At 44.6% G+C, this 21464-nt stretch carries 6 protein-coding genes; all 6 read right to left on the bottom strand.

All coding sequences use genetic code 11. The features are described 5' to 3' along the window. Window positions 1-22: 22 nt before the first annotated feature. Entirely contained in the window at window positions 23-1240 is a 1218-nt protein-coding gene (locus AAA970_RS18635; RefSeq protein WP_338238406.1) for a BamA/TamA family outer membrane protein, read from the bottom strand. A 396-nt stretch (window positions 1241-1636) separates the two neighbouring features. After that, on the bottom strand, window positions 1637-1804 hold the full coding sequence (locus AAA970_RS18630) for a hypothetical protein (RefSeq protein WP_338238405.1): 168 nt from the start codon (window positions 1802-1804) through the stop codon (window positions 1637-1639). A 766-nt stretch (window positions 1805-2570) separates the two neighbouring features. Beyond that, window positions 2571-4280, bottom strand: a complete 1710-nt coding sequence (locus AAA970_RS18625; RefSeq protein WP_338238404.1) for a hypothetical protein — start codon at window positions 4278-4280, stop codon at window positions 2571-2573. Between the two features lie 197 nt (window positions 4281-4477). Then, on the bottom strand, window positions 4478-5431 hold the full coding sequence (locus AAA970_RS18620) for a YbgA family protein (RefSeq protein WP_338238403.1): 954 nt from the start codon (window positions 5429-5431) through the stop codon (window positions 4478-4480). Between the two features lie 431 nt (window positions 5432-5862). Next, entirely contained in the window at window positions 5863-6849 is a 987-nt protein-coding gene (locus tag AAA970_RS18615) for a PorP/SprF family type IX secretion system membrane protein (RefSeq protein ID WP_338238402.1), read from the bottom strand. Between the two features lie 12 nt (window positions 6850-6861). Beyond that, window positions 6862-21042: an HYR domain-containing protein gene (locus AAA970_RS18610; protein WP_338238401.1), complete on the bottom strand. Its 14181-nt coding sequence runs from the start codon at window positions 21040-21042 to the stop codon at window positions 6862-6864. Window positions 21043-21464 lie beyond the last annotated feature (422 nt).

Raw genomic sequence — 21464 nt, 5'->3', positions numbered from 1 at the left:
CCTCAAATTAGAAAATTATATTTTAAAAATATTCGGTTAATCCAATGTATACCGCACCTTCACCATTGAAAGAGCGTCCATAGTCAATCGCTAAATTCGTTCTAGCTTTCTTATTAATCATTACCCGAAGACCTGCACCTACTGCTACCTGCATCTCCTGGAATAATTTCACCTCATCCATAGCGGAGGAAGTTGAAGTGGTATTGGCAAAAATTACCCCACCCAATAGATCTGGATTTTTTCTCACTACCGGAATGCCAAAACGATATTCTGCCTCCAAATAGTAAATATTTTCGCCACGGAACCTTCCTTGCGGGAAAGCACGACCGGAACGGCCCATCTGATCCCAACCAATAGAAGGCAAAGCCATATAAGGTACATCACCTGAAGTCACAAAATGTCCGTATGTCCACAGCGCAATCAAGTTACGTGGATTTTTCTTTGATACAGAGAAGTAGTCACGGTATTCCATCCATAAAGTAGAGGAACCTTTAGTACTACCCAAGAACTCGGCATTCATCTTATACGAAAGAAAGGCATATCTTCCGGAATAAGGGTTGGCTACATTGTCACGACTATCATAGATCAAGTTCGCAGAAACTCCTGAAATGGTGTAGCCATCGGTTTCGAATCCTTTTTCCTTGGAATAACGATCATGATCCGTTTCAATGCGCTGTCCCTCTTCATCCAGCATGGTGTCATCAATATTAGAGAATACATCCAAATGATAACCCATACCCGCATATAAATTAGGTTTAATTTTTCTTAATGCCGTTTGGTGTAATCTGATCAAATCAAAATCCATCGGCTGCTCTCCCAAATAATCATCAATAGGAGTAGCTGGGGCGCCGGTTCCTAAACCATAGGTGTTTTGAGAAGAGAAGAACACGCGATAATCTCCTAACAAATTCCAATCGTCGTTATTGGTATAAACGATGGGCTTGAAAGTAAACATCAATTGATTCTTGGTGCTATAAGTCGCGGTCAATAAAGCAGACGACATGCGAGTAGCTTGCGGGTCACCGAAGAAAATACCCCCGGAGGCGGCGGCTCCATATACAAATCCAAAAGCAGGATTAGAGGCTAATACGGGGATTGGTGCCAAATATAACTTCCCCTTCTCTGGAAGGTTCGCATTGATTTGTTCCGCATCCTGGGCATCCTGAGCCATTGTCCATTGGGGGAAAACCAAGGTCATAAGGGCTAATGCCAATACTTTAACAGCTAAATTTCTTTTCATGTGGAGATAATTGCTTTCAATCACAAATATTTAAAAGATAGAAAGACAAATATTCAGCAGCCGAAAAGTGTACGGTCGGCACACTTTCCTTTAAAAAGGTCAGATTTAGAGCGTTTCAAAATTCACAACATCCGAAGAAAATGTCCATTATTGAAGAGGATATAGGATCAATTGCCTATAAACAGCCAAGCTTTTCTCAAAAAAAACGGCATCACTTCTCCAATAGTCAAATCTTGGTATCGAATCCGGGCTTTTAAACACGCGCTTTACATTTCCACAAGGAAAATGCTGCCACAAAATTAAGACTAACGAAATGCTCTTCTTTATCAATTCCCGTCATAGACTTGTGTATTTCCGTCAAAAAAAAAGCAGGCCAATAAGCCTGCTTTTTTTTGATCAATAACGGTCTTTCCGCAAATAATAATATCCTCCGCCAATAATCAACAGCAGCCACCAGTATCGAAAAACAATGCCCAGCGCCAGTCCTAACACTTTGGAGGCAATAATCATCATCAATAAAATAACCGCCACCAGAACGACCATTTCCACAATTCCTCTATTCATAAAACTCAGGTTGATTCAAAGCCGAAGATAGTAAGGGAACAGGTAATATTAAACGCAAAGGATATTTTTAGGTACTGTTCTAACTCTAAAGCTTGGGCAAAAAGGGAATTTCCTAAGTTGCTAGATTGACAATAATGCCATCTTTCGAGCGTATGTTCTTACTCCTTTTTGCTGACAAGCTATAATATAATGAAAATTGAATTATTCCGTTATCTGCTTTATAGAAGTCAAGATATGAGAGGGTGTTTAAAAGCCAAAATTCGTAGCGAAAATTTGATTATTGCAGAAGCGAGATCCGATTATTTTGAGAGAATAGCATCGCTATTGTTGAGAAATTTTCCAAAATCGCTTCCAATAATTCGAATTTGCAGCCGGATGGTGTGCTTATAACCCGCTCATAGCCATTTTCACCCCACGATTCTAAAGACAAAAACGATTAACCGGAACTATTCCGCCTTAACCCGGATTATTCCTGCCAAAATCCTCATTTAGCATCAAGGCAGAAAAAATAAAGGAATTTTTCCAATTTCGAGTTTTGCCCATGAAACTGAAGAAGAGGAGTGAGGAGAAAGCAAGTTTACTCAAATTTGACTTATCTTATAACCCCTAATACCACTCAACAGAAATTGGTCAGGCGTTTTCAGGTATCTTATGGTATCTCGCAACGCATAACGTTGTGTTCATTGCCCACCCTTCAGAAAAGAGGCCACAAAAAAAGGACGGGTGGTTAACCGTCCTCTAATTCTAATACAAATAAGACAACCACTTAATCAAATAGATCCTTTCTCTTCTCCATTCCCATCAGGCCACTACTCATTCTGTACTTTCCGGAGAGCTTTTCTTCCAAATAAAAATTGGGGAATCTGCGATGATTATTAAATGCAAAGCTTGGAGCACGGTTTGCCATTCGGGCAGGTACCGGATTCAGATCAAACACTTTAATGGCCGTATTTTGAGCCTCTCCTAAATTGGGATAGGTCACTACATCTCCCAACACTAATCCTTCAATACTCTGCACATTGGCGGTGCTTAAAGTCACCAAAGGCCCGTAGGTAGCCGTAATGTTGTCCGGAATATCAGCAGTAAACTCCACTGCATCGGTGTAAACAAATTGTGCTGAAATAGAGGAAAATTCATTCCCGTTTTCCACTTCCGTAAAAGCGGTGGTATTATTAAAATCCCGCTGATCATAGCGCAATGAAGCCCAGGTAGAGGCAACCGGCGTTATATTTTCTGAAATAGACCATAGCTCAGCCCCCTGTACAATATTTTCTCCATACACTTCCCACAAAACGGTATTACCGCCATCTTCCCCTAACACCTGCGTCTGGAAGAAATCTCCGGTAAATTCTCCATTCGTTTTGTTGAAAGGGGTTTCGTAATCGCTCAGCGTTTGTCCTTCATCCGCCACCGCTCCATAAGGTAAAAAGGCCTGCCCCTGAAAAAGCATGGATCCCGTTAAAAACGATACCGACTTGCCCGATAAGCCTGCGGCCGTCAGCGGATCTGATGGCGCCGACATGTTTGTAAAATCAATAGTTTCATCGTCATCTTGGCCCACCGGATAATATTGTGCCACCACTTCCCCGCCAGCATTTTCCATGAACACCACCGTTGGAATAAAGCTCTCCTCTGCGATTTCATCGCCCTGCGCCACCAATAAATCATAGGTAACCGTTCGGCCATCCGTCTCATCATCCGTGACTTCATAGAAAGCATTGGAAGCATATCGACTATCATAATCCTGCGGAACACTAGTGACTTCAATAGAGGCGGCAATCTCCGTATCTCCCGGTGCGGTAGGCGAAGAATATGTAAGGTTATTATTATTCAGGGAGAGAATATCCTGATAGTTCAAGGCATATTCGGAAATCACTTCCTCCCCCTCTTGATATTCAAAGAAATCAATAATCGCCAATTTGAAAATAAAATTCTCATCATCAGGATTGGTGTTTACCACCACCGTGGAGCCCTCATCCCAATTGGCTTGATTGGATAAAATATTACCTAAAGTATCGGTGATGTACCAATGTCGACTAAATTTCATTAAATCATTTGCATCCTTCACCGCATCCACATAACCCGCATCAATAGAGACGGACAACAACACATTATCCACCAAAGTCTGCCCACTCACCACCACAGCCGATGTCCCTTCGGCTTCCAGCCGCACGGCCACATCATAAGTGTTGTCCGCCAATTCTGCACTATTCACGGTAAATTCATAGGGCGGTTCCCCGCTGAGGCTCTCTTGATCCGCTCCATTTAACACCAATGTAGCCTTGTTTGGAACGGCTGTACCCGGGACATCCTCTGTCACCCTAAAAACCACTTCGCCCCTGGAAAGGAGGGGAAGCTCCAATAAAAATTCGCCTAAATCTCCTCCGCCCGGACTATCTCCCCCATCGTCACTTTTACAAGACCATAATCCCAAAAAAAGGGTCAAGATCAGACCCGCCAGATGAAAATTTTTCATAAAGTTGATTAAGTAGGTTATAAAAGATCTTACGAAATTACCCTGCCCACCAACTTAAAAATAAGGGATAAAACTGCTTATAAAATAAACAAAAACAAGAAAAATATTACATCAACGCGCTGCAAGTCAAACAATTCTATTACAACAAATTGAAGCCCTTACTCACCAAAAAAAAGCCCCGTATATGGGGCTAACATCTATAAATCCCTATACAAATTTAAATGCTTGGGATAGCGTTTAATCAGGTTCTGACTCAGGATATATTCATTCTGATGCTTTTCCGCCAAGTGCGTCAGGGCCCGGCGTAGCATGATGAGCGGCACATAGCCATTTTTATAATCCTCCAGCATTTCCAAAAGATATCGCTTTTCATCTTCATCAATCACCTTTTTAAAATAACCGTAGACATGCTGCAAAGCATTCAGAATATTCGTTTTCCCTGCCGGCTTCTTTATCGTCTCCATCAGCAGGTGAATGTAGCTGTTATAAACGGCCTCTAAGTCATTTTTATCCGGATTGGAGACCATCCGTCCCAGTTCCGTCAGGCTGGCGGGAGAGTGACTCATCACCTTATATTTTAGCCGCTGATGAAAAGCCTGCAAGGCACTTACGGATTTGGGCTGCTGCGCAAATGCCTTCCATTCATGAAAAATGTACACTCTGGCGATAAAATTCTCCCGCAATACCGGATCATTCAACCGACCTTCTTCCTCTATGGGCAATAGCGGATTCTGCTCCATCAGCGCCTTGGCATACAATCCTGAACTCTTATCCGCCGTTGGTTGCCCCGCCTTGGTATACAATTTTATCCGGTCCATCCCACAGCTGGGAGATTTGGCCATCAACACATAGCCATCCACCTTGTCCTGCATCTTTTCCACTGTTTTTTCAGAATAAGCCAGCATCTGTTCCGTATAGTCCTGCTCCGGATTTTTGGATTCCACCAGCCTCACTTCGCCAGCCTCATCCTTAATCAACCGAATGGCAGGCCGGGGCGTAGACATCCCACTGCCCACCTCGGGGCAAAACGGGAAATAATCAAAAATCTTCTCCATACGGTTCAGCAAGCGGGAATTCTTATGGCCCCCATCATACCGAACATTCATTCCTAATAAACAAGTACTGACGCCTAATTTTATTTTTTCTGTCATAATGATATCGCTAAGTGGGCTTGTGAACGCATTGTCAGGCAGAAAAGATGAGCCTTTCTCCCTATTTTTAGGAATAAAAGACATAATCCTCAGACCTGCAATCATTTATTTACCATTTTTTTTTGGGGGGCTACTGCCGCTTAGACGGCAGCACCGGGCTCGCGCGGCTCACCTCATCGGCCTTTTGGGCCGCTGTGGTTCAAACAGACCCGCTTCATCCCTGCCCCAAGCGGGCTCTCGCCCGCGCAGGTCGCCGAGACTTACCGGCAGAGGGATAGCGCCATTGCGAAGCTCCTTTTCCCAGCCTAAGAGCGTAGCGGCTCGGGAAAAGAGCGACTGGCAAAAGCCCGACCGACGTCAGGAGGGCTGCCCCAAAAACAAAAAAAGACAACCGATAAACCGTTGCCTTTCCAATAATATTTCTGATCGACTTACCAAAATGCTCTCCGGTCCAGGCCTCGTCTTTGCCTTTTACCTTTCATATTAAAGCCGATGGTGATCTCATGCGATCCATTACTAACCGCATTGACCTCCGTGAGTTGATAGTCATAAGAGTAAGCCATCATCATTCCGTTCATCAGATCCAGGCCGAAAATGGCCGTCAGGTCTTGCGTTCCGCGCAATGAAAGTCCTCCCCAAAGTACGGACCGATACCTTAGCTTGAGGTTCATATCCAATTGGTATTGGGAAAAATTCACGGTTTTCATCAGGACGGAAGGCACAAAATCCAACTCTCTGCTGAGTTCAAAACGATAACCACCGGTGAGGTAATAATTAGGCTGTAAAGCCCCAAGCTCCGTCCCGAAACCATTACTCAGATTGAATTCCGTAGCCGACAAACCCGCAAACCAATTGGAGGAATGAAACCAAAAACCGATCTGAATATCAGGATGCATGGAATTTTGTGCATTCGCCAATAAGGGGTCATTAGGATCCACCACATAGATTTTATCTTTATCAATCTGATTACTAATCAATCCGGCAGATGCGCCGGCAGACATCCGCACCTGCGAGGAAATTCTCAGGTGATAAGCATAATTCGCATACATCCTGATCTGACTCACCGCTCCTGCCTGGTCATTCATAATATAGGCCCCCAGACCATGATGCGGCCTGCCTGACCGTCCCCGATAGCCTCTCCTTCGCCCTCCTCTTCTGCGACGGGAAGCACTTCCCTGATGCCCTAAACTAGTATTGGCACTACCAAAAAAAGTGGTGGGAGCGCCTTCTATCCCACTCCACTGATTCCGATAGGAAAGGCGAAATTCGGAATGTTCATTCAATCCGACCACCGCCGGATTAATAATCATATAATTCACCATGTACTGGGAGGTCTGCATGGTATTTTGCGCCTTGACCTCTTGCGCCAGCAAGCAGGCCAAAACGATGCTCAGCAATATGGAATACTTCATTTTCATTGCCACAAAAGGTTAAAGTACGATGTGAATATATCCGGACTGGTGTTCTTCCCCATCCTTTTTCAGTGAGTAATAGTAAGTGCCGGCAGGCAATGGCTTTCCTGACTGCGATCGCCCGTCCCAATCATTTGAATAATTCCGCTGGCGGAATACTTCCTGTCCCCATCGGTTGAAGATCATCAGTTCGGTACCGGTATAAGTTTCAATGGTCGGGATTTCCAATCGGTCGTTGTAGCCATCACCATTCGGGGAGATCATGTTCGGCACTTCAAAACGGTCAAGACATTGAACAAAAATCTCCTCTACCAGTGTTCCCACCTCCTTATTTTCCGCATCTACCAGCTTGAAAGTGACTGAAATAAAGTCCCGTTCCGGAGTAATCAGCTCGCCCGCCAGCGGGGATTGCTGAATGGTGGTCTCGCCGAAGCAAGGGAGCATCACCTCCACATATTCAGTCAGATCCGGAAGCTTCAACACACAGTTTGGATTGGCCAGTAATTCCGGTATGCCCTCGGCCACCATCACACTTTCGGGATCGATCTCTACGGCTATTGATTGCTGGCAGGTTTCGGTATTGCCCCAGGCATCGGTTACAGTCCAGGTGACCAAGGTCGTGCCTATAGGGAAGAACTCCGGCTGGTCGGAAGTGATGGTGGCGTTCAGCACCCAATCGTTCAACACCGGTTCATTTAGCTTCAAAGCCAAATCGCATTCTCCTTCATCTGCATAGCCGGAAAAGTCCTTCGGACAATCTTTAATAATGGTCAGGTCGGCCGGATCGTCCACCACGATGGTCTGCTGACAGGTCGCGACATTTCCAGCATTATCGGTGACGGTCCAGTTGATCTGATGGGTACCGAAGTGCAGTTGTGCAGGGGCATCGTTAGTGATCGTAACTACCTCATTACAGGTTGTATTCACTTGAGGATCCTGTAACTGGCCCACCAATGCATAGGTCAAGCCCAATTCAGGAAACAGGTGAATGGTTGCCGGACAAATAATTTCCGGCGCTTCCCGATCTTCCACCGTTACTTCAAAGGTGGCTGTGGTGGTATTGCCACCTCTGTCTACGGCGGTATAGGTCACCATGGTCGTTCCGATGGAGAAGAAGGAGTTAGGCGGAATATCAGAAGAGAAGGACAACAATTCACAGTTATCGCTCGCCGTTGGTGCAGTCCAGTTGACTTGAGCACCGCATTGCCCTTGCGTTGCCGGTATTGGTTCTAAGGTCGGCATATTAGTAATGACAGGCTTCCTATCATCTACCACTGTGATTTTCTGCACTACCGTTACCACATTGCCCGCTTTATCCTGATACAACCATTTCACGTTCGTTTCCCCTAAGGGGAATACCGCTGGTGCGTCATGTGTCAGTCGGCTATAGTCCACGGTACAATTATCAGTTACGACAGCGGTTCCAAAATCAGGAATGATGATCTCACAATCCGTCACCAAGTTCACCGTTCTATCTGCAGGAGCGGTAATTTCCGGCAGGATATTATCCAGCACTTTCACCACTGCCAGACCGGACTTTTTATTACCGGAAGTATCAAATACCTCCACGATGACATCCACGTTTTGATTCACATCAGCACAGTCAAAGTCAGTCTGCGAAATTTCAATACGATCAATGCCCACATTGTCGGATGGTGCTTCTGCAAACAACTGTTCGGCGGTTAGTTTGGCTTCACCTTGTTCATCAAGCTCCAATTCAATAAATGGTCGGATGGTGAATTCCGGTGCGATATTATCCAGCACATTCACCTGAATATTGGTGGTGGAAATATTACCATTCACATCCTCTGCGGTAAAGACTATTGTTTGGCTTCCTAAATCGGCTCCGTTGAAATCGGTATGAGATAGGCTTAGCTTCGCAATCCCGCAAGGATCACTGGTTCCGTTATCAACATCTGCCACCTGAAGCCTGGCTAGGCCATTGGCATCCAAATACAGATCAATTGGTGTCTTCACTTGCAATATCGGTGCGACATTATCCTGTACCGTTACGGTAGCGGTTGCTGTTACCACATTACCATTATTATCGGTCAGTGTTACGGTTACCGTATTCGCCCCGATGTTCGCACAATCGAAACTGCTTTGGCTTAAAGTCACATTGGCAACACCACAATTATCAGATTGTGTCGTCACGATATCTGCCACTTCAAGGCTTGCCGTTCCGGAAGCATCCAACTGAACAGTGATGTCTTGAACCGCTAAGGTTGGATCGGTATTATCTTCCACTGTTACCGTGGCGGTTGCGGATTCGCTATTGCCATTATTATCGGTTACCGTTAAGGTTACCGTTTGAGGTGTGCCTACCGCTGAACAATCAAATGTGGTCTGATCCAAGGTCAGGGAAGCAATGCCACAGTTGTCGGAAGAACCGTTGTCGATAGCTGCTGGCGTAATGGTGACACTGCCTGAAGCATCTAGCGACACGGTGATGTTTTGGGTGAGAACGGTTGGTTTGATGTCCTCTTCCACTGTTACCGTTGCGGTTTCACTTGCTACATTTCCTTGTTTGTCGGTGATGGTTAGCGTTACCGTTTGAGGTGTGCCCACAGCCGAACAATCAAAAGAAGTAATGTCCAATGTTCTGCTATCGATCTCGCAATTATCAGTAGATCCATTGTCAATGTCATCTACAGAAATTGTCGCCACACCCGAAGCATCCAATTTCACGGTGATGTCTTGCGTACTCACCACTGGTGCAACAGCATCCTCTATCGTTACTGTGGATGTTGCCGTTACCACATTGCCATTATTATCGGTTAGTGTTACGGTTACCGCATTCGCTCCGATGTTCGCACAATCGAAACTGCTTTGGCTTAAGATCACATTGGCAATGCCACAATTATCAGATTGGGTCATCACGATATCTGCCACTTCAATGCTTGCATTTCCGGAAGCATCCAATTGAATGGTGATGTCCTTTACCGCTAAGGTTGGATCGGTATTATCTTCCACTGTTACCGTGGCGGTGGCGGATTCGCTATTGCCATTATTATCGGTTACAGTTAAGATTACCGTCTGAGCTCCGATATCATTACAATCAAATGTGGTCTGATCCAAAGTCATGGAAGCGATGCCGCAGTTGTCCGAGGAACCGTTGTCGATAGCTTCCGGGGTGATGGTGACACTGCCTGAAGCATCAAGAGACACCGTGATGTTTTGAGTAAGGACGATTGGTTTGATGTCCTCTTCCACTGTTACCGTTGCGGTTTCACTTGCTACATTTCCTTGTTTGTCGGTGATGGTTAGCGTTACCGTTTGAGGTGTGCCCACAGCCGAACAATCAAAAGAAGTAATGTCCAATGTTCTGCTATCGATCTCGCAATTATCGGTAGATCCATTATCAATGTCCTCTACTGTGATTGTCGCCATTCCCGAAGCATCCAATTTCACCGTGAGGTCTTGTGTGCTCACCACTGGCGCTAGCTTATCCTCCACGGTTACCGTAGCAGTTTCCGTTACCACATTACCATTATTATCGGTCAGTGTTACGGTTACCGTATTCGCCCCGATGTTCGCACAATCGAAACTGCTTTGGCTTAAAGTCACATTGGCAACACCACAATTATCAGATTGTGTCGTCACGATATCTGCCACTTCAAGGCTCGCCGTTCCGGAAGCATTCAACTGAACAGAGATGTCTTGTACCGCTAAGATTGGATCGGTATTATCTTCCACTGTTACCGTGGCGGTTGCGGATTCGCTATTGCCATTATTATCGGTTACCGTTAAGGTTACCGTTTGAGGTGTGCCTACTGCTGAACAATCAAATGTGGTCTGATTCAAGGTCATGGAAGCGATGCCACAATTGTCCGAGGAACCGTTGTCGATAGCTTCCGGCGTGATGATGACACTGCCTGAAGCATCCAAAGACACGGTGAGGTTTTGAGTAAGGACGATTGGTTTGATGTCCTCTACTACCGTTACGATTGCGGTTTCACTCGCTACATTTCCTTGTTTGTCGGTGATGGTTAGGGTTACCGTTTGAGGCGTCCCTACTGCCGAACAATCAAAAGAAGTAATGTCCAATGTTCTGCTATCGATCTCGCAATTATCGGTAGATCCATTATCAATGTCGTCTACCGTGATTGTCGCGACACCTGAAGCATCCAATTTCACCGTGAGGTCTTGCGTACTCACCACTGGTGCTAGCTTATCCTCCAGGGTTACCGTAGCAGTTTTCGTTACCACATTACCATTATTATCGGTCAGTGTTACGGTTACCGTATTCGCCCCGATGTTGGCACAATCGAAACTGCTTTGGCTTAAGGTCACATTGGCAACACCACAATTATCGGATTGCGTGGTCACGATATCTGCCACTTCAATGCTCGCCGTTCCGGAAGCATTCAACTGAACAGAGATGTCTTGTACCGCTAAGATTGGATCGGTATTATCTTCCACTGTTACCGTGGCAGTTCCGGATTCGCTGTTGCCATTATTATCGGTTACGGTTAAGATTACCGTCTGAGCTCCGATATCATTACAATCAAATGTGGTATTATCCAAGGTCATGGAAGCGATGCCGCAGTTGTCCGAGGAACCGTTGTCGATAGCTTCCGGGGTGATGGTGACACTGCCTGAAGCATCAAGAGACACCGTGATGTTTTGAGTAAGGACGATTGGTTTGATGTCCTCAATTACCGTTACAATTGCGGTTTCACTCGCTACATTTCCTTGTTTGTCGGTGATGGTTAGGGTTACCGTTTGAGGTGTGCCCACAGCCGAACAATCAAAAGAAGTAATGTCCAATGTTCTGCTATCGATCTCGCAATTATCGGTAGATCCATTGTCAATGTCATCTACCGTGATTGTCGCGACACCTGAAGCATCCAATTTCACGGTGATGTCTTGCGTACTCACCACTGGGTCGACATTATCCTCTACCGTTACGTTAGCAGTTTCCGTTACCACATTCCCATTATTATCGGTCAGTGTTACGGTTACCGTATTGGCTCCGATGTTCGCACAATCGAAACTGCTTTGGCTTAAGGTCACATTGGCGATGCCACAATTATCAGATTGGGCGGTCACGATATCTGCCACTTCAATGCTCGCCGTTCCGGAAGCATCCAACTGAACAGTGAGGTCCTGTACCGCTAAGATTGGATCGATATTATCTTCTACCGTCACCGTGGCGGTTGCGGATTCGCTGTTGCCATTATTATCGGTTACAGTTAAGATTACCGTCTGAGCTCCGATATCAGTACAATCAAATGTGGTATTATCCAAGGTCATGGAAGCGATGCCGCAGTTGTCCGAGGAACCGTTGTCGATAGCTTCCGGGGTGATGGTGACACTGCCTGAAGCATCAAGAGACACCGTGATGTTTTGAGTAAGGACGATTGGTTTGATGTCCTCAATTACCGTTACAATTGCGGTTTCACTCGCTACATTTCCTTGTTTGTCGGTGATGGTTAGGGTTACCGTTTGAGGTGTGCCCACAGCCGAACAATCAAAAGAAGTAATGTCCAATGTTCTGCTATCGATCTCGCAATTATCGGTAGATCCATTGTCAATGTCATCTACCGTGATTGTCGCGACACCTGAAGCATCCAATTTCACGGTGATGTCTTGCGTACTCACCACTGGCGCTAGCTTATCCTCCACGGTTACCGTAGCAGTTTCCGTTACCACATTCCCATTATTATCGGTCAGTGTTACGGTTACCGTATTGGCTCCGATGTTCGCACAATCGAAACTGCTTTGGCTTAAGGTCACATTGGCGATGCCACAATTATCAGATTGGGCGGTCACGATATCTGCCACTTCAATGCTCGCCGTTCCGGAAGCATCCAACTGAACAGAGATGTCTTGTACCGCTAAGATTGGATCGGTATTATCTTCCACTGTTACCGTGGCAGTTCCGGATTCGCTGTTGCCATTATTATCGGTTACGGTTAAGATTACCGTCTGAGCTCCGATATCATTACAATCAAATGTGGTATTATCCAAGGTCATGGAAGCGATGCCACAGTTGTCGGAAGAACCGTTGTCGATAGCTTCCGGCGTGATGGTGACACTGCCTGAAGCATCTAGGGACACGGTGATGTTTTGGGTGAGGACGGTTGGTTTGATCAAATCCTGAACCGTAACGGTGACATTTACTGAAGACGCATTGCCACTTTCATCCGTCACGGTAAATACGATGGTATTCCCTCCGATATCTCCACAATCAAATTCCGTTTGACTCGCGGAATACGAAAGTGTCCCTCCACAACCATCGGTGGAACCATCATCTAAATCAGATGGATTTAATGTTGCTTTTCCATTAGCATCCAAATCAAGGATAAGATCCTTACCTACCGCAATTGGATCGGAAACATCCTTTATCGTAAGGAGGATTGATTTTTTGGTTTCATTTCCATGAATATCAATGACGGATACCTCTACCACATTTTCTCCAAGATCATCACAATCAAAGGTGCTTTGACTTAATGCTTTTGACTGAACGCCACAGTTCTCCACCAAATCAGAAATAACATCGTCAACGCTTAAGGTCACTTGGTTGCCAGTACCCAAGGCCAATTCAATATTAGACGCATTAAATGCAGGAGCTTGTTTATCCTCAATAGTCACCTCAAAGGTTCCCGAAACACTATTTCCTGCATCGTCGGTGGCCGTGAATTCGACCTCCGTTGTTCCTACACTGAATCGATCTCCACTATTATGCGTACTCGTAATGGTAACATTTGTACAATTATCAGTGGCGCTAACGGCAGGCCAAATAACCTCCGCATCACACATCCCATTTTCTGCAGGAAGGGTCATATTTGCGGGCAGACCAACAAGCACAGGAGCCTCAACATCCACTACCGTTACCTCAAAAGTTCCAGAAACCTCATTATCAGAAGCATCCTTAGCTGTCACCGTGATGGTATGCGCCCCTACAGGAAGGGTACTTCCATTCGCTGGGCTTACCTCAAGGGTTACGCCACTGCAATTATCAGAAGCGGTAATCGCAGGCCAATTCACCACGGCTTCGCATTTTCCGGCTTCGGCATCGACCGTGAAGTTGGCCGGTAAATTATCAATCACCGGAAGCTGATGATCCTCTACTATTACATTAAAGGACGCTTCAATTTCATTTCCACTATTATCAATAGCAGTATAAGTTACCGGCGTTGTTCCTATACCAAAAGTTGCTCCAGAAGCATAATCAGCAGTGAATGATTGAATACCGCAATTATCATTTGCTGTCGGCGCAGTCCAGGTCACTACCGCATCACATTGATTAGCATCTGCTGAAACAGTGATGTCTGTGGGCAGGTTGGAGATGGTTGGGGCTTCTTCGTCTGTTACAATTACATTGAATTGCTCAATCGTTGTGTTGCCTGCTTCATCCTCCAGGGTCACGGTTACTTTCGTTGTCCCCACATTGAAGGTATCCCCACTATTATGATTAGTGGTTACGGTTACATTTCCACAATTATCTGTTCCGGTAATGGTACTCCAGTTCACCATTGCTCCACATTGTCCATTAATCGCAGGAACGGAAATGTCTGCTAATGGAGCATCCAAAGTTGGCGCTTCCTTGTCCATTACGGTCACTTTGAATGTTGCCACCATCGAATTCGAACTGCCATCTTCAGCCCTTACAGTCACCACAGTTTCTCCTATTGGAAAGCGATCACCGCTGTTATGGCTGATCGATAAAGTTGCGGAACAGTTATCATTGGCTGTAATTTCTGCCCAGGTCGCCACGGCATCACACTGACCACTTGCTGTATTTACAATAATATCCGTTGGAACATTATTTAATGTTGGGGCTTGGTCATCTTTTACAGTAACATAAGCCAAAGCTGAATCGGAATTACCCGCTTCATCAGTAACGGTTAGGGTCACAGGAACCGGTGCTAGTAAGTCGCCACAGGTGAAATTCGTTTTATCCGCTGAGAAAGAAAGCGTAGAAGAACAAGCATCCGAGGAGCCATTATCCAAATCAATGGCTTGAATAGTAGCCAATCCATCGGCATCCAAATAGACCGTAATATTTTGAGTGACCACATTGGGTTTAACCCCATCGACTACTTTTACTATAGCAGTAGCAGAGGCCGAATTGCCATTAACATCTTCAGCCTTCAGTGTCACCGTATTGTCCCCAAGATCTGCACAACTGAAATTTTGTTGATCTAAAAGGAGCGATTTAATGCCACAAGCATCGGAAACACCATTGTCAATATCAGACACCGTAATAGTCCCTTGCCCATTTGCATCAAGGGTTAATTCAAAGTTTTTCGTCAAGACCGAAGGCGGTGTTTGATCCTTCACTGTTACGATGACTGTAGTGGAAGTGGTATTTCCATCACCATCCTCCACGGTCAGTACCACATTATTGTCGCCAATATCGGAACAAGAAAAATCCGTTTTATCGGCGGTGAATGTAAGTGATCCACCACAAGCTCCAGTGGAGCCATTGTCTAAACTTGAAGGATCAAGCGTCGCCGTTCCATCGGCTCCCAATATTAACTCATCGTTTTTCGCGACAATAGTTGGAGTTATCTTATTCTCCACCGTCACGGTGGCTGTTTGGGTACTCGTATTGCCGGTGGCATCCTTGGCGGTCAGCGTCACCGTGTTTGTACCAATATCGCTACAATTAAAGGACATTTTGTCCAGAGAAAAAGTAAGTGCGGAACAGTTATCCGTTGATCCGTTGTCGATCATTTCCGGTGTAATGGTCACTCCCGAAGTACTCAACAAGTCCACAGTAATATTTTGAGTCAATACCACTGGTGCTACCGGATCGATCAGTTTTACCGTAATGTCCGTGGTAGAGACATTTCCATGATCATCTGTTACCGAATAAGTCACGGTTGAATTATGATCGCCACAAGCAAAAGTTGTTTTTGACAAGCTTCTGCTTTGAATACCGCAATTGTCGGTAGAGCCGATCTCGACATCAGCAACAGATAAAGTCGCATTCCCGTCGGCATCCAAATTCAATGTTACTGCTGATTTTGCATTGATCGTTGGGAACATTTCATCCCGAACCACCACCTGTACATTTTCAGTGATTTCATTGCCTGAATCATCACGGATCGTTACCGTCACGCCTTTAGACCCAACATCGGAACAATCAAAATCTTGCTGACTAAACTGTACAGTATAATTCCCGCAATTATCCTGGATTCCAATTCCTTGAATGATTTGAGCAGTGGTTAATGTCGCTTTTCCAAATTCATCCAAGCTCACATCTACCGTCGCTTTCAAATCTGCCGTTGGAAGGATTTTATCCTCCACTTCAAATTGCACGTCTTTTTCCGAACGGTTATAGGAATCATCCACGGCCACCAACTTCACTGTTTGCGTTCCCTTATCGGCACATTCAAAAGTCAGCTGATCCACCAAAACTCCAGCTTGCTCAAATTTCAGCGTGGACGTTCCACAATCATCGCTCGTTCCATTATCCAAATCGGAAGGAAGCAAAATGGCACTGCCATCCGCTCCTAACTGAAGTTTAAAATCAGGACGACTTTGGATAACCGGAGCGGTAACATCCTTAATGATTATGTTAAATGTAATCGTGCTCTCGTTACCATTTCCATCATTGGCCTTATAGGTGGCGGTATAATTTCCCGCAGAAAGATTGGAGGAAGGCACCACACCAGACACATATTGACCGGAGATTTCTCCTTTACAATTATCATCAAAAATGGGAACGGCGAAATTTGGGGTTACCGAACATTGATTAGGTAACAGGTCAATTTCAATATCTGCATAAGCTCGGGCGATCGGCGCAATAGGATCCACCACTTGTATCGGCACCGAACAAGTCGAAGAGGCGCCCTTCGCATCGGTCACGATTAAATCGACCGTTCCATTTCCGATGTCGGAACAAGAGAAATTACTTTGACTTAAAGCAAAAGTAATCGCATCACCATCCGGATCGGAACTTCCATTATCTAAATCGACGGCATTCAATGTTCCGTTGCCACTGGCATCCAGAGAGACGGTAACCGGCCCTGCCACGCAATTCGCTACCGGCGGTTGATTATTAGAAATCACATTCACCTTAACGGTAACCGTATTGGAAGTATTGGTGGTATTATTGCCATCAGGCTTATCTCTGAAAGAATAGGTAAAATAGAATGTTCCGGTACCTCCTGCTACCGGTGTGAACTTGACCACATTTTTATCATAATCAAAAACCACATTTCCTTGGGCCGGCTGACTTTTGATCTCAAAAATTGCGGGCTTATCTATTTTCAAGGCATTCCCATCCTGGTCCGTATCATTCAACAATACATCCAGGTCAGCTGGCCCTTCATCATTAATGGTGAATTCATCCGCCACCGCTACCGGTGCAAAATAATTGACATAATTAATATCTAGGGTGATGACTCCGGAAGCCACTTCTCCATCCACATCCTTTACCTGGAAGGTGAATTCATCTTGCCCAAAATCCGGTGAAACGGAAGTGTACTCAAATTCACCGGTTACCTGATTGGTAATGGCCACCGTTCCTTTAGAAGGTTGCGCGATGATGGAGTATACAATTCCACCATCTCCTAGTCCACCTACGGTGAATAGTTTGGTGATGGTGGTTCCTTCGTCTAAGGTATAACTATCATTCGAGGCCGTAGGCACATCATTCACATTCGTGATTTCGATCGTTGCCGTGGCACTAGCCTTACCTACCTTGGTCTCTAATTCATATGTAAAAGTGAGGGTCCCGTAAAAATCTGCCACGGGTGTAAAATCAAATGAACCATCGGTATTAAAGGTAAACTCTCCCTCTGCAATGGTAAAGTCTTGCGACAATAAAGAAAATTCGGGCGTCATCCCTTTTCCGGTATCGTTCAGGCTGACATCTCCGCTATAAGTTGTCCCAATATCCGTCTCCTGATAAGTGAACAGATCATCATTGGCCACTGGCGTTTCGTCGTCTTCCAAAATAGTTCCAAAAGCTGTACTATTAAAAAAAGTAATCCCTGAGGGGGATACGGTCGCCTCCTTTAGGATTAATTTCATCCTTCTGTTACCATCCACTACATCATCATCATAAGTAGCAATTGTAATGGTGGTCTCCAAATCACCAGCAGGGATGGTTATCGACCCATTCCCTATAAAATCAAACATTCCCGACTTGGCCTCAAATAATTCCGTCCGGTACCCAAGGGTTATATCCTCACTTGCCTGAATGGTGGTCGATAATTTGAAAACCAAATCTCCACCCTCGATGGTAGTGGCCGAAGATAAACTCAATTCCGGTGAGGCATTGGAATCATTAATCTGTGCCTTAAGGGTATTGGTACTTCCATTGGAAGAGTTTTTTGCATTTTGATGATTATAAAAATATACATCAAAATATTCTGCTGATTCCGCTATAGCATCCGTCAAAGTTGGAACTTCAAAAGTCTTGGATTCCGTCATTTTAGGAATCGTTACTACAATATCATTCCCACCGGTATAATCTAAACCATCCTCGGCAGTAACATCCTGCGTGCGATAAGAAAACTGAATTTCTTTTCCACTTTTTACCGCCACCCCTGCGTTTTGTAATTCAGCAGTAAAGACTATCGGATTCCCCTCCGTTGCTGGTGTAGTGGTGATGACGACCACTGGTTCCGGATCATTATCATCAATCTTAGCCGACACCGTAATCGATGATTGAATTCCAGCCTCCTCAAAACCCTGCGCATTTACGGCATTGGAAAGGGTTAACTCAAAGGTTTCCTGGTCTTCATTATAGGGATCATCAATAATATCTACTACAATTTCTTTCTGCGTTTCTCCCGGCTGAAAAATAACCGTCCCTGAAACGGGCGCAACCGTATAATCGCTCCCATAAGTAGCTGTTACATCTGAGAATTGATAATCAAAGCTCACCAATTTACCAGAGCCATAAAAAGGATTCATCCCATTGGCCATCTGGATGGTAAAGGTAAGTGAATTATCTGTTCCCTCAGTAGCGGAGCTATTAGGTGGAATGACTTTGATATAAGGTTCCGGATCATTATCCTTAATGGTAATCGGCACCTCAATTTCATCGGCTGAAAAAGTAGCATTATAAGGTTCGGAGAAAATCACCTTAAAAATCTCATCATTTTCATCAAAGTGATCATCGGTGATTTGGAAGGTCATGGCCGTTTGTGACTCTGAAGCCTTAATTCTACTTGCGATAGTTTGCACGGTGTAGTCTTGAAACTCACTCATGGTATTGGTAGAAACATCCTCCACTTTGGACGTAAAAAACACGTCATCCGCAAAACTTTGTAGTCTTTTTACCAAAACGGATACAACTCCGGCATCTTCATCCACCTCCATGGACATGGGGTCAATCTCCAGACAGGGGAAAATTTCGATGGGATCCGAAGGGTAAGTCACATCCCCACATCCTGTTTCCGCAGTTACCCGATACTCTCCAACTTCAGTCACCTCATAGGAGGTTTTATCCAAACCCGATGCTTCAGGGATTAATACACCATCCTTATACCAATTATATATCCAACCCGTTTGTGGGCCTGAAACCTCAAGTGTTGCATCCCCTGCACAAAGTCCCCTTTTTTCCAGTTCGGGCGTCATGGTAATAATCGGTACTTCACCAAAACCGGAGTAAAATCCGCCGGCACCAATATTACCACTGGCAATAGTTAAGGCTACATTCACCGGTGATACGCCATCAGCGGACCAAATTTCATATAAATCATGAGCATCTGTAATCGTATACAAATACCAATCAGAAGCCTCTGAAATCTGAACACCATGGGTAGCCCCGAGCAAATCCAACTCCGAGCCATTATCGAGCTTATATTTTAAGTGATCGGTACGTGCAATAATGCGAACCTGTGGAGCACCCAATGTTTTTGCAAAGGATACCGTTACATTTCGGGCGCCATTACAATTCAGGCGAGGCACCAAGAACATACCGGGCGTATTTTGACCACTACCCTCTCTTTCTCCCGCCACTGTTTGGTATACATAGGAGGGCTGAGTAGTCTTTAAATACATATAGGCTTGATTTCCTGTACCTTTGTACTGATCATTGGTCACGATCCAATACTCTCCCGCATCTTTGATTTCGGAACCTCCCCACGAATACCTTACACCATTTACTTCTAATATGGAATTGTTCTCCGTCGCGACAACAATGACTTGCTCAATTTCAGATCGCTTCTCCTCTCCGGGTCCCCTCGCTATAATATACTCTTCCCCAATATAATCCACCGGTACCAATTGGTCTATCCCGATATCATGACCATAACCAGAATTCCCGCCAGCATTCCAGGAACCGGAGTTGACAATAATTTTCTTACCATTGGTGGTAAGCAAGGTACCATTGACATCATTAATTTTATCACTGCTATCGTTGTGCCAATTATCCTTGAAATGGTAGCCCATTATATAGGATTCCCCTTTGTTCAGCACCACAGAACGACTATAGTTAGCATCCAAAAGGTCATAAGCCCCTGTTGAAGGATTAAAAAATTGAAACCCATTACCAGCAGCAATATTGACCTGAGTTCCATCTTCTAATGCCATAAAAGAAACAAAATGATTTCGACGCTCACTGTTATTGGAACCACCGGATACCATATGTCCGGTAAAAAACTTTGTGCCGGCTGCAAACTCTCCTTTAGAGGTTAAAATCCCGGCCTGTGGATCTGCTAAATGAGTGATGTTTAAAAAGAACTTCTGTTCAGGATTCACCGCTTCAAACACCAACCCACCTGCAGGTAAAACATGACCGGTCAAGTTCATTTCGGTTAATAAAAGAAAATCTTTTATTCTACGATCTACTGATTTTACGGTACCATCCGGACCGGTCACTGATAAAGCGTGTAGATTACTTTCTTCTCCCGCATTATTGTCCCCAAATAATTCAGCATCACTGACCTGGTCGTCTCCGGATTTATAATCTGCCAGCTTCAATCGAAGTGGACCACTTTTACTCACTGTATAAGTGCCCAAAACGTTTAAGCTTCCATTTAAGTAGTATTTCAACTCAACGTCCACATCCACATTTTCATTGGTAGAAAGTATGGCAAAATGCTCATTGACATCATGGTTATTTGTACTCCCACTGTTTGAGCCATCCTTGTATAATTTATAGAAGAATGGCGGGACATAATGCACGTTACTTTCCTGAGCAAGCGCCACATTTTTGCTGAGTACCAAAAAAATGACAATACAAAAAAAAGCACAAAAAATTCGTGAGAGCAGTAAAAATCTGTTCATGTAATATTTGGTCAAGTCTGTATATTTTATCTAAAGAAAATATCGATGTCGCTCGGAAAAAGGAAGTTGAGCCGACCATCAAGCTTAAATTCAGATGAGAGCGCCCTTAGGCTGGTATTGAAAAACTACTTTCTTTACCCCTAAAAATCACATGAAACCAGTTGAAAATATATAAAAACGCTAATTTTCTTATTTTATTCACATTTTAAGCGAATAAAAGTCAAGTTAAAGCGGCAACAAAATTAGATTAGGAATGGTTTTGTCCTCCAAATTCATGAGCCTTGTAATAAATGAGATTGTAATGACGTTTAGGATTTTAACCGTTTTAAAACTGATTATTTCATCACATGAAAAAAACAAGTATTTTTTTATATAAATAGGAGAAAATTTACCCGCTTTTATGATGTAATATTTCTCTTTTT

It is taken from the genome of Persicobacter diffluens, from assembly GCF_036244895.1.
GTDB classification, from domain to species: Bacteria; Bacteroidota; Bacteroidia; order Cytophagales; family Cyclobacteriaceae; genus Persicobacter; species Persicobacter diffluens.
The sequence above is the reverse complement of the archived record's forward strand: the minus strand, read 5'-3'. Positions and strand labels throughout refer to the sequence as shown.

Coding starts and splice junctions, on each gene's coding strand:
- AAA970_RS18635 (WP_338238406.1), bottom strand. CDS start 1,240: ATGAAAAGAAATTTAGCTGTTAAAGTATTGGCATTAGCCCTTATGACC.
- AAA970_RS18630 (WP_338238405.1), bottom strand. CDS start 1,804: ATGAATAGAGGAATTGTGGAAATGGTCGTTCTGGTGGCGGTTATTTTA.
- AAA970_RS18625 (WP_338238404.1), bottom strand. CDS start 4,280: ATGAAAAATTTTCATCTGGCGGGTCTGATCTTGACCCTTTTTTTGGGA.
- AAA970_RS18620 (WP_338238403.1), bottom strand. CDS start 5,431: ATGACAGAAAAAATAAAATTAGGCGTCAGTACTTGTTTATTAGGAATG.
- AAA970_RS18615 (WP_338238402.1), bottom strand. CDS start 6,849: ATGAAAATGAAGTATTCCATATTGCTGAGCATCGTTTTGGCCTGCTTG.
- AAA970_RS18610 (WP_338238401.1), bottom strand. CDS start 21,042: ATGAACAGATTTTTACTGCTCTCACGAATTTTTTGTGCTTTTTTTTGT.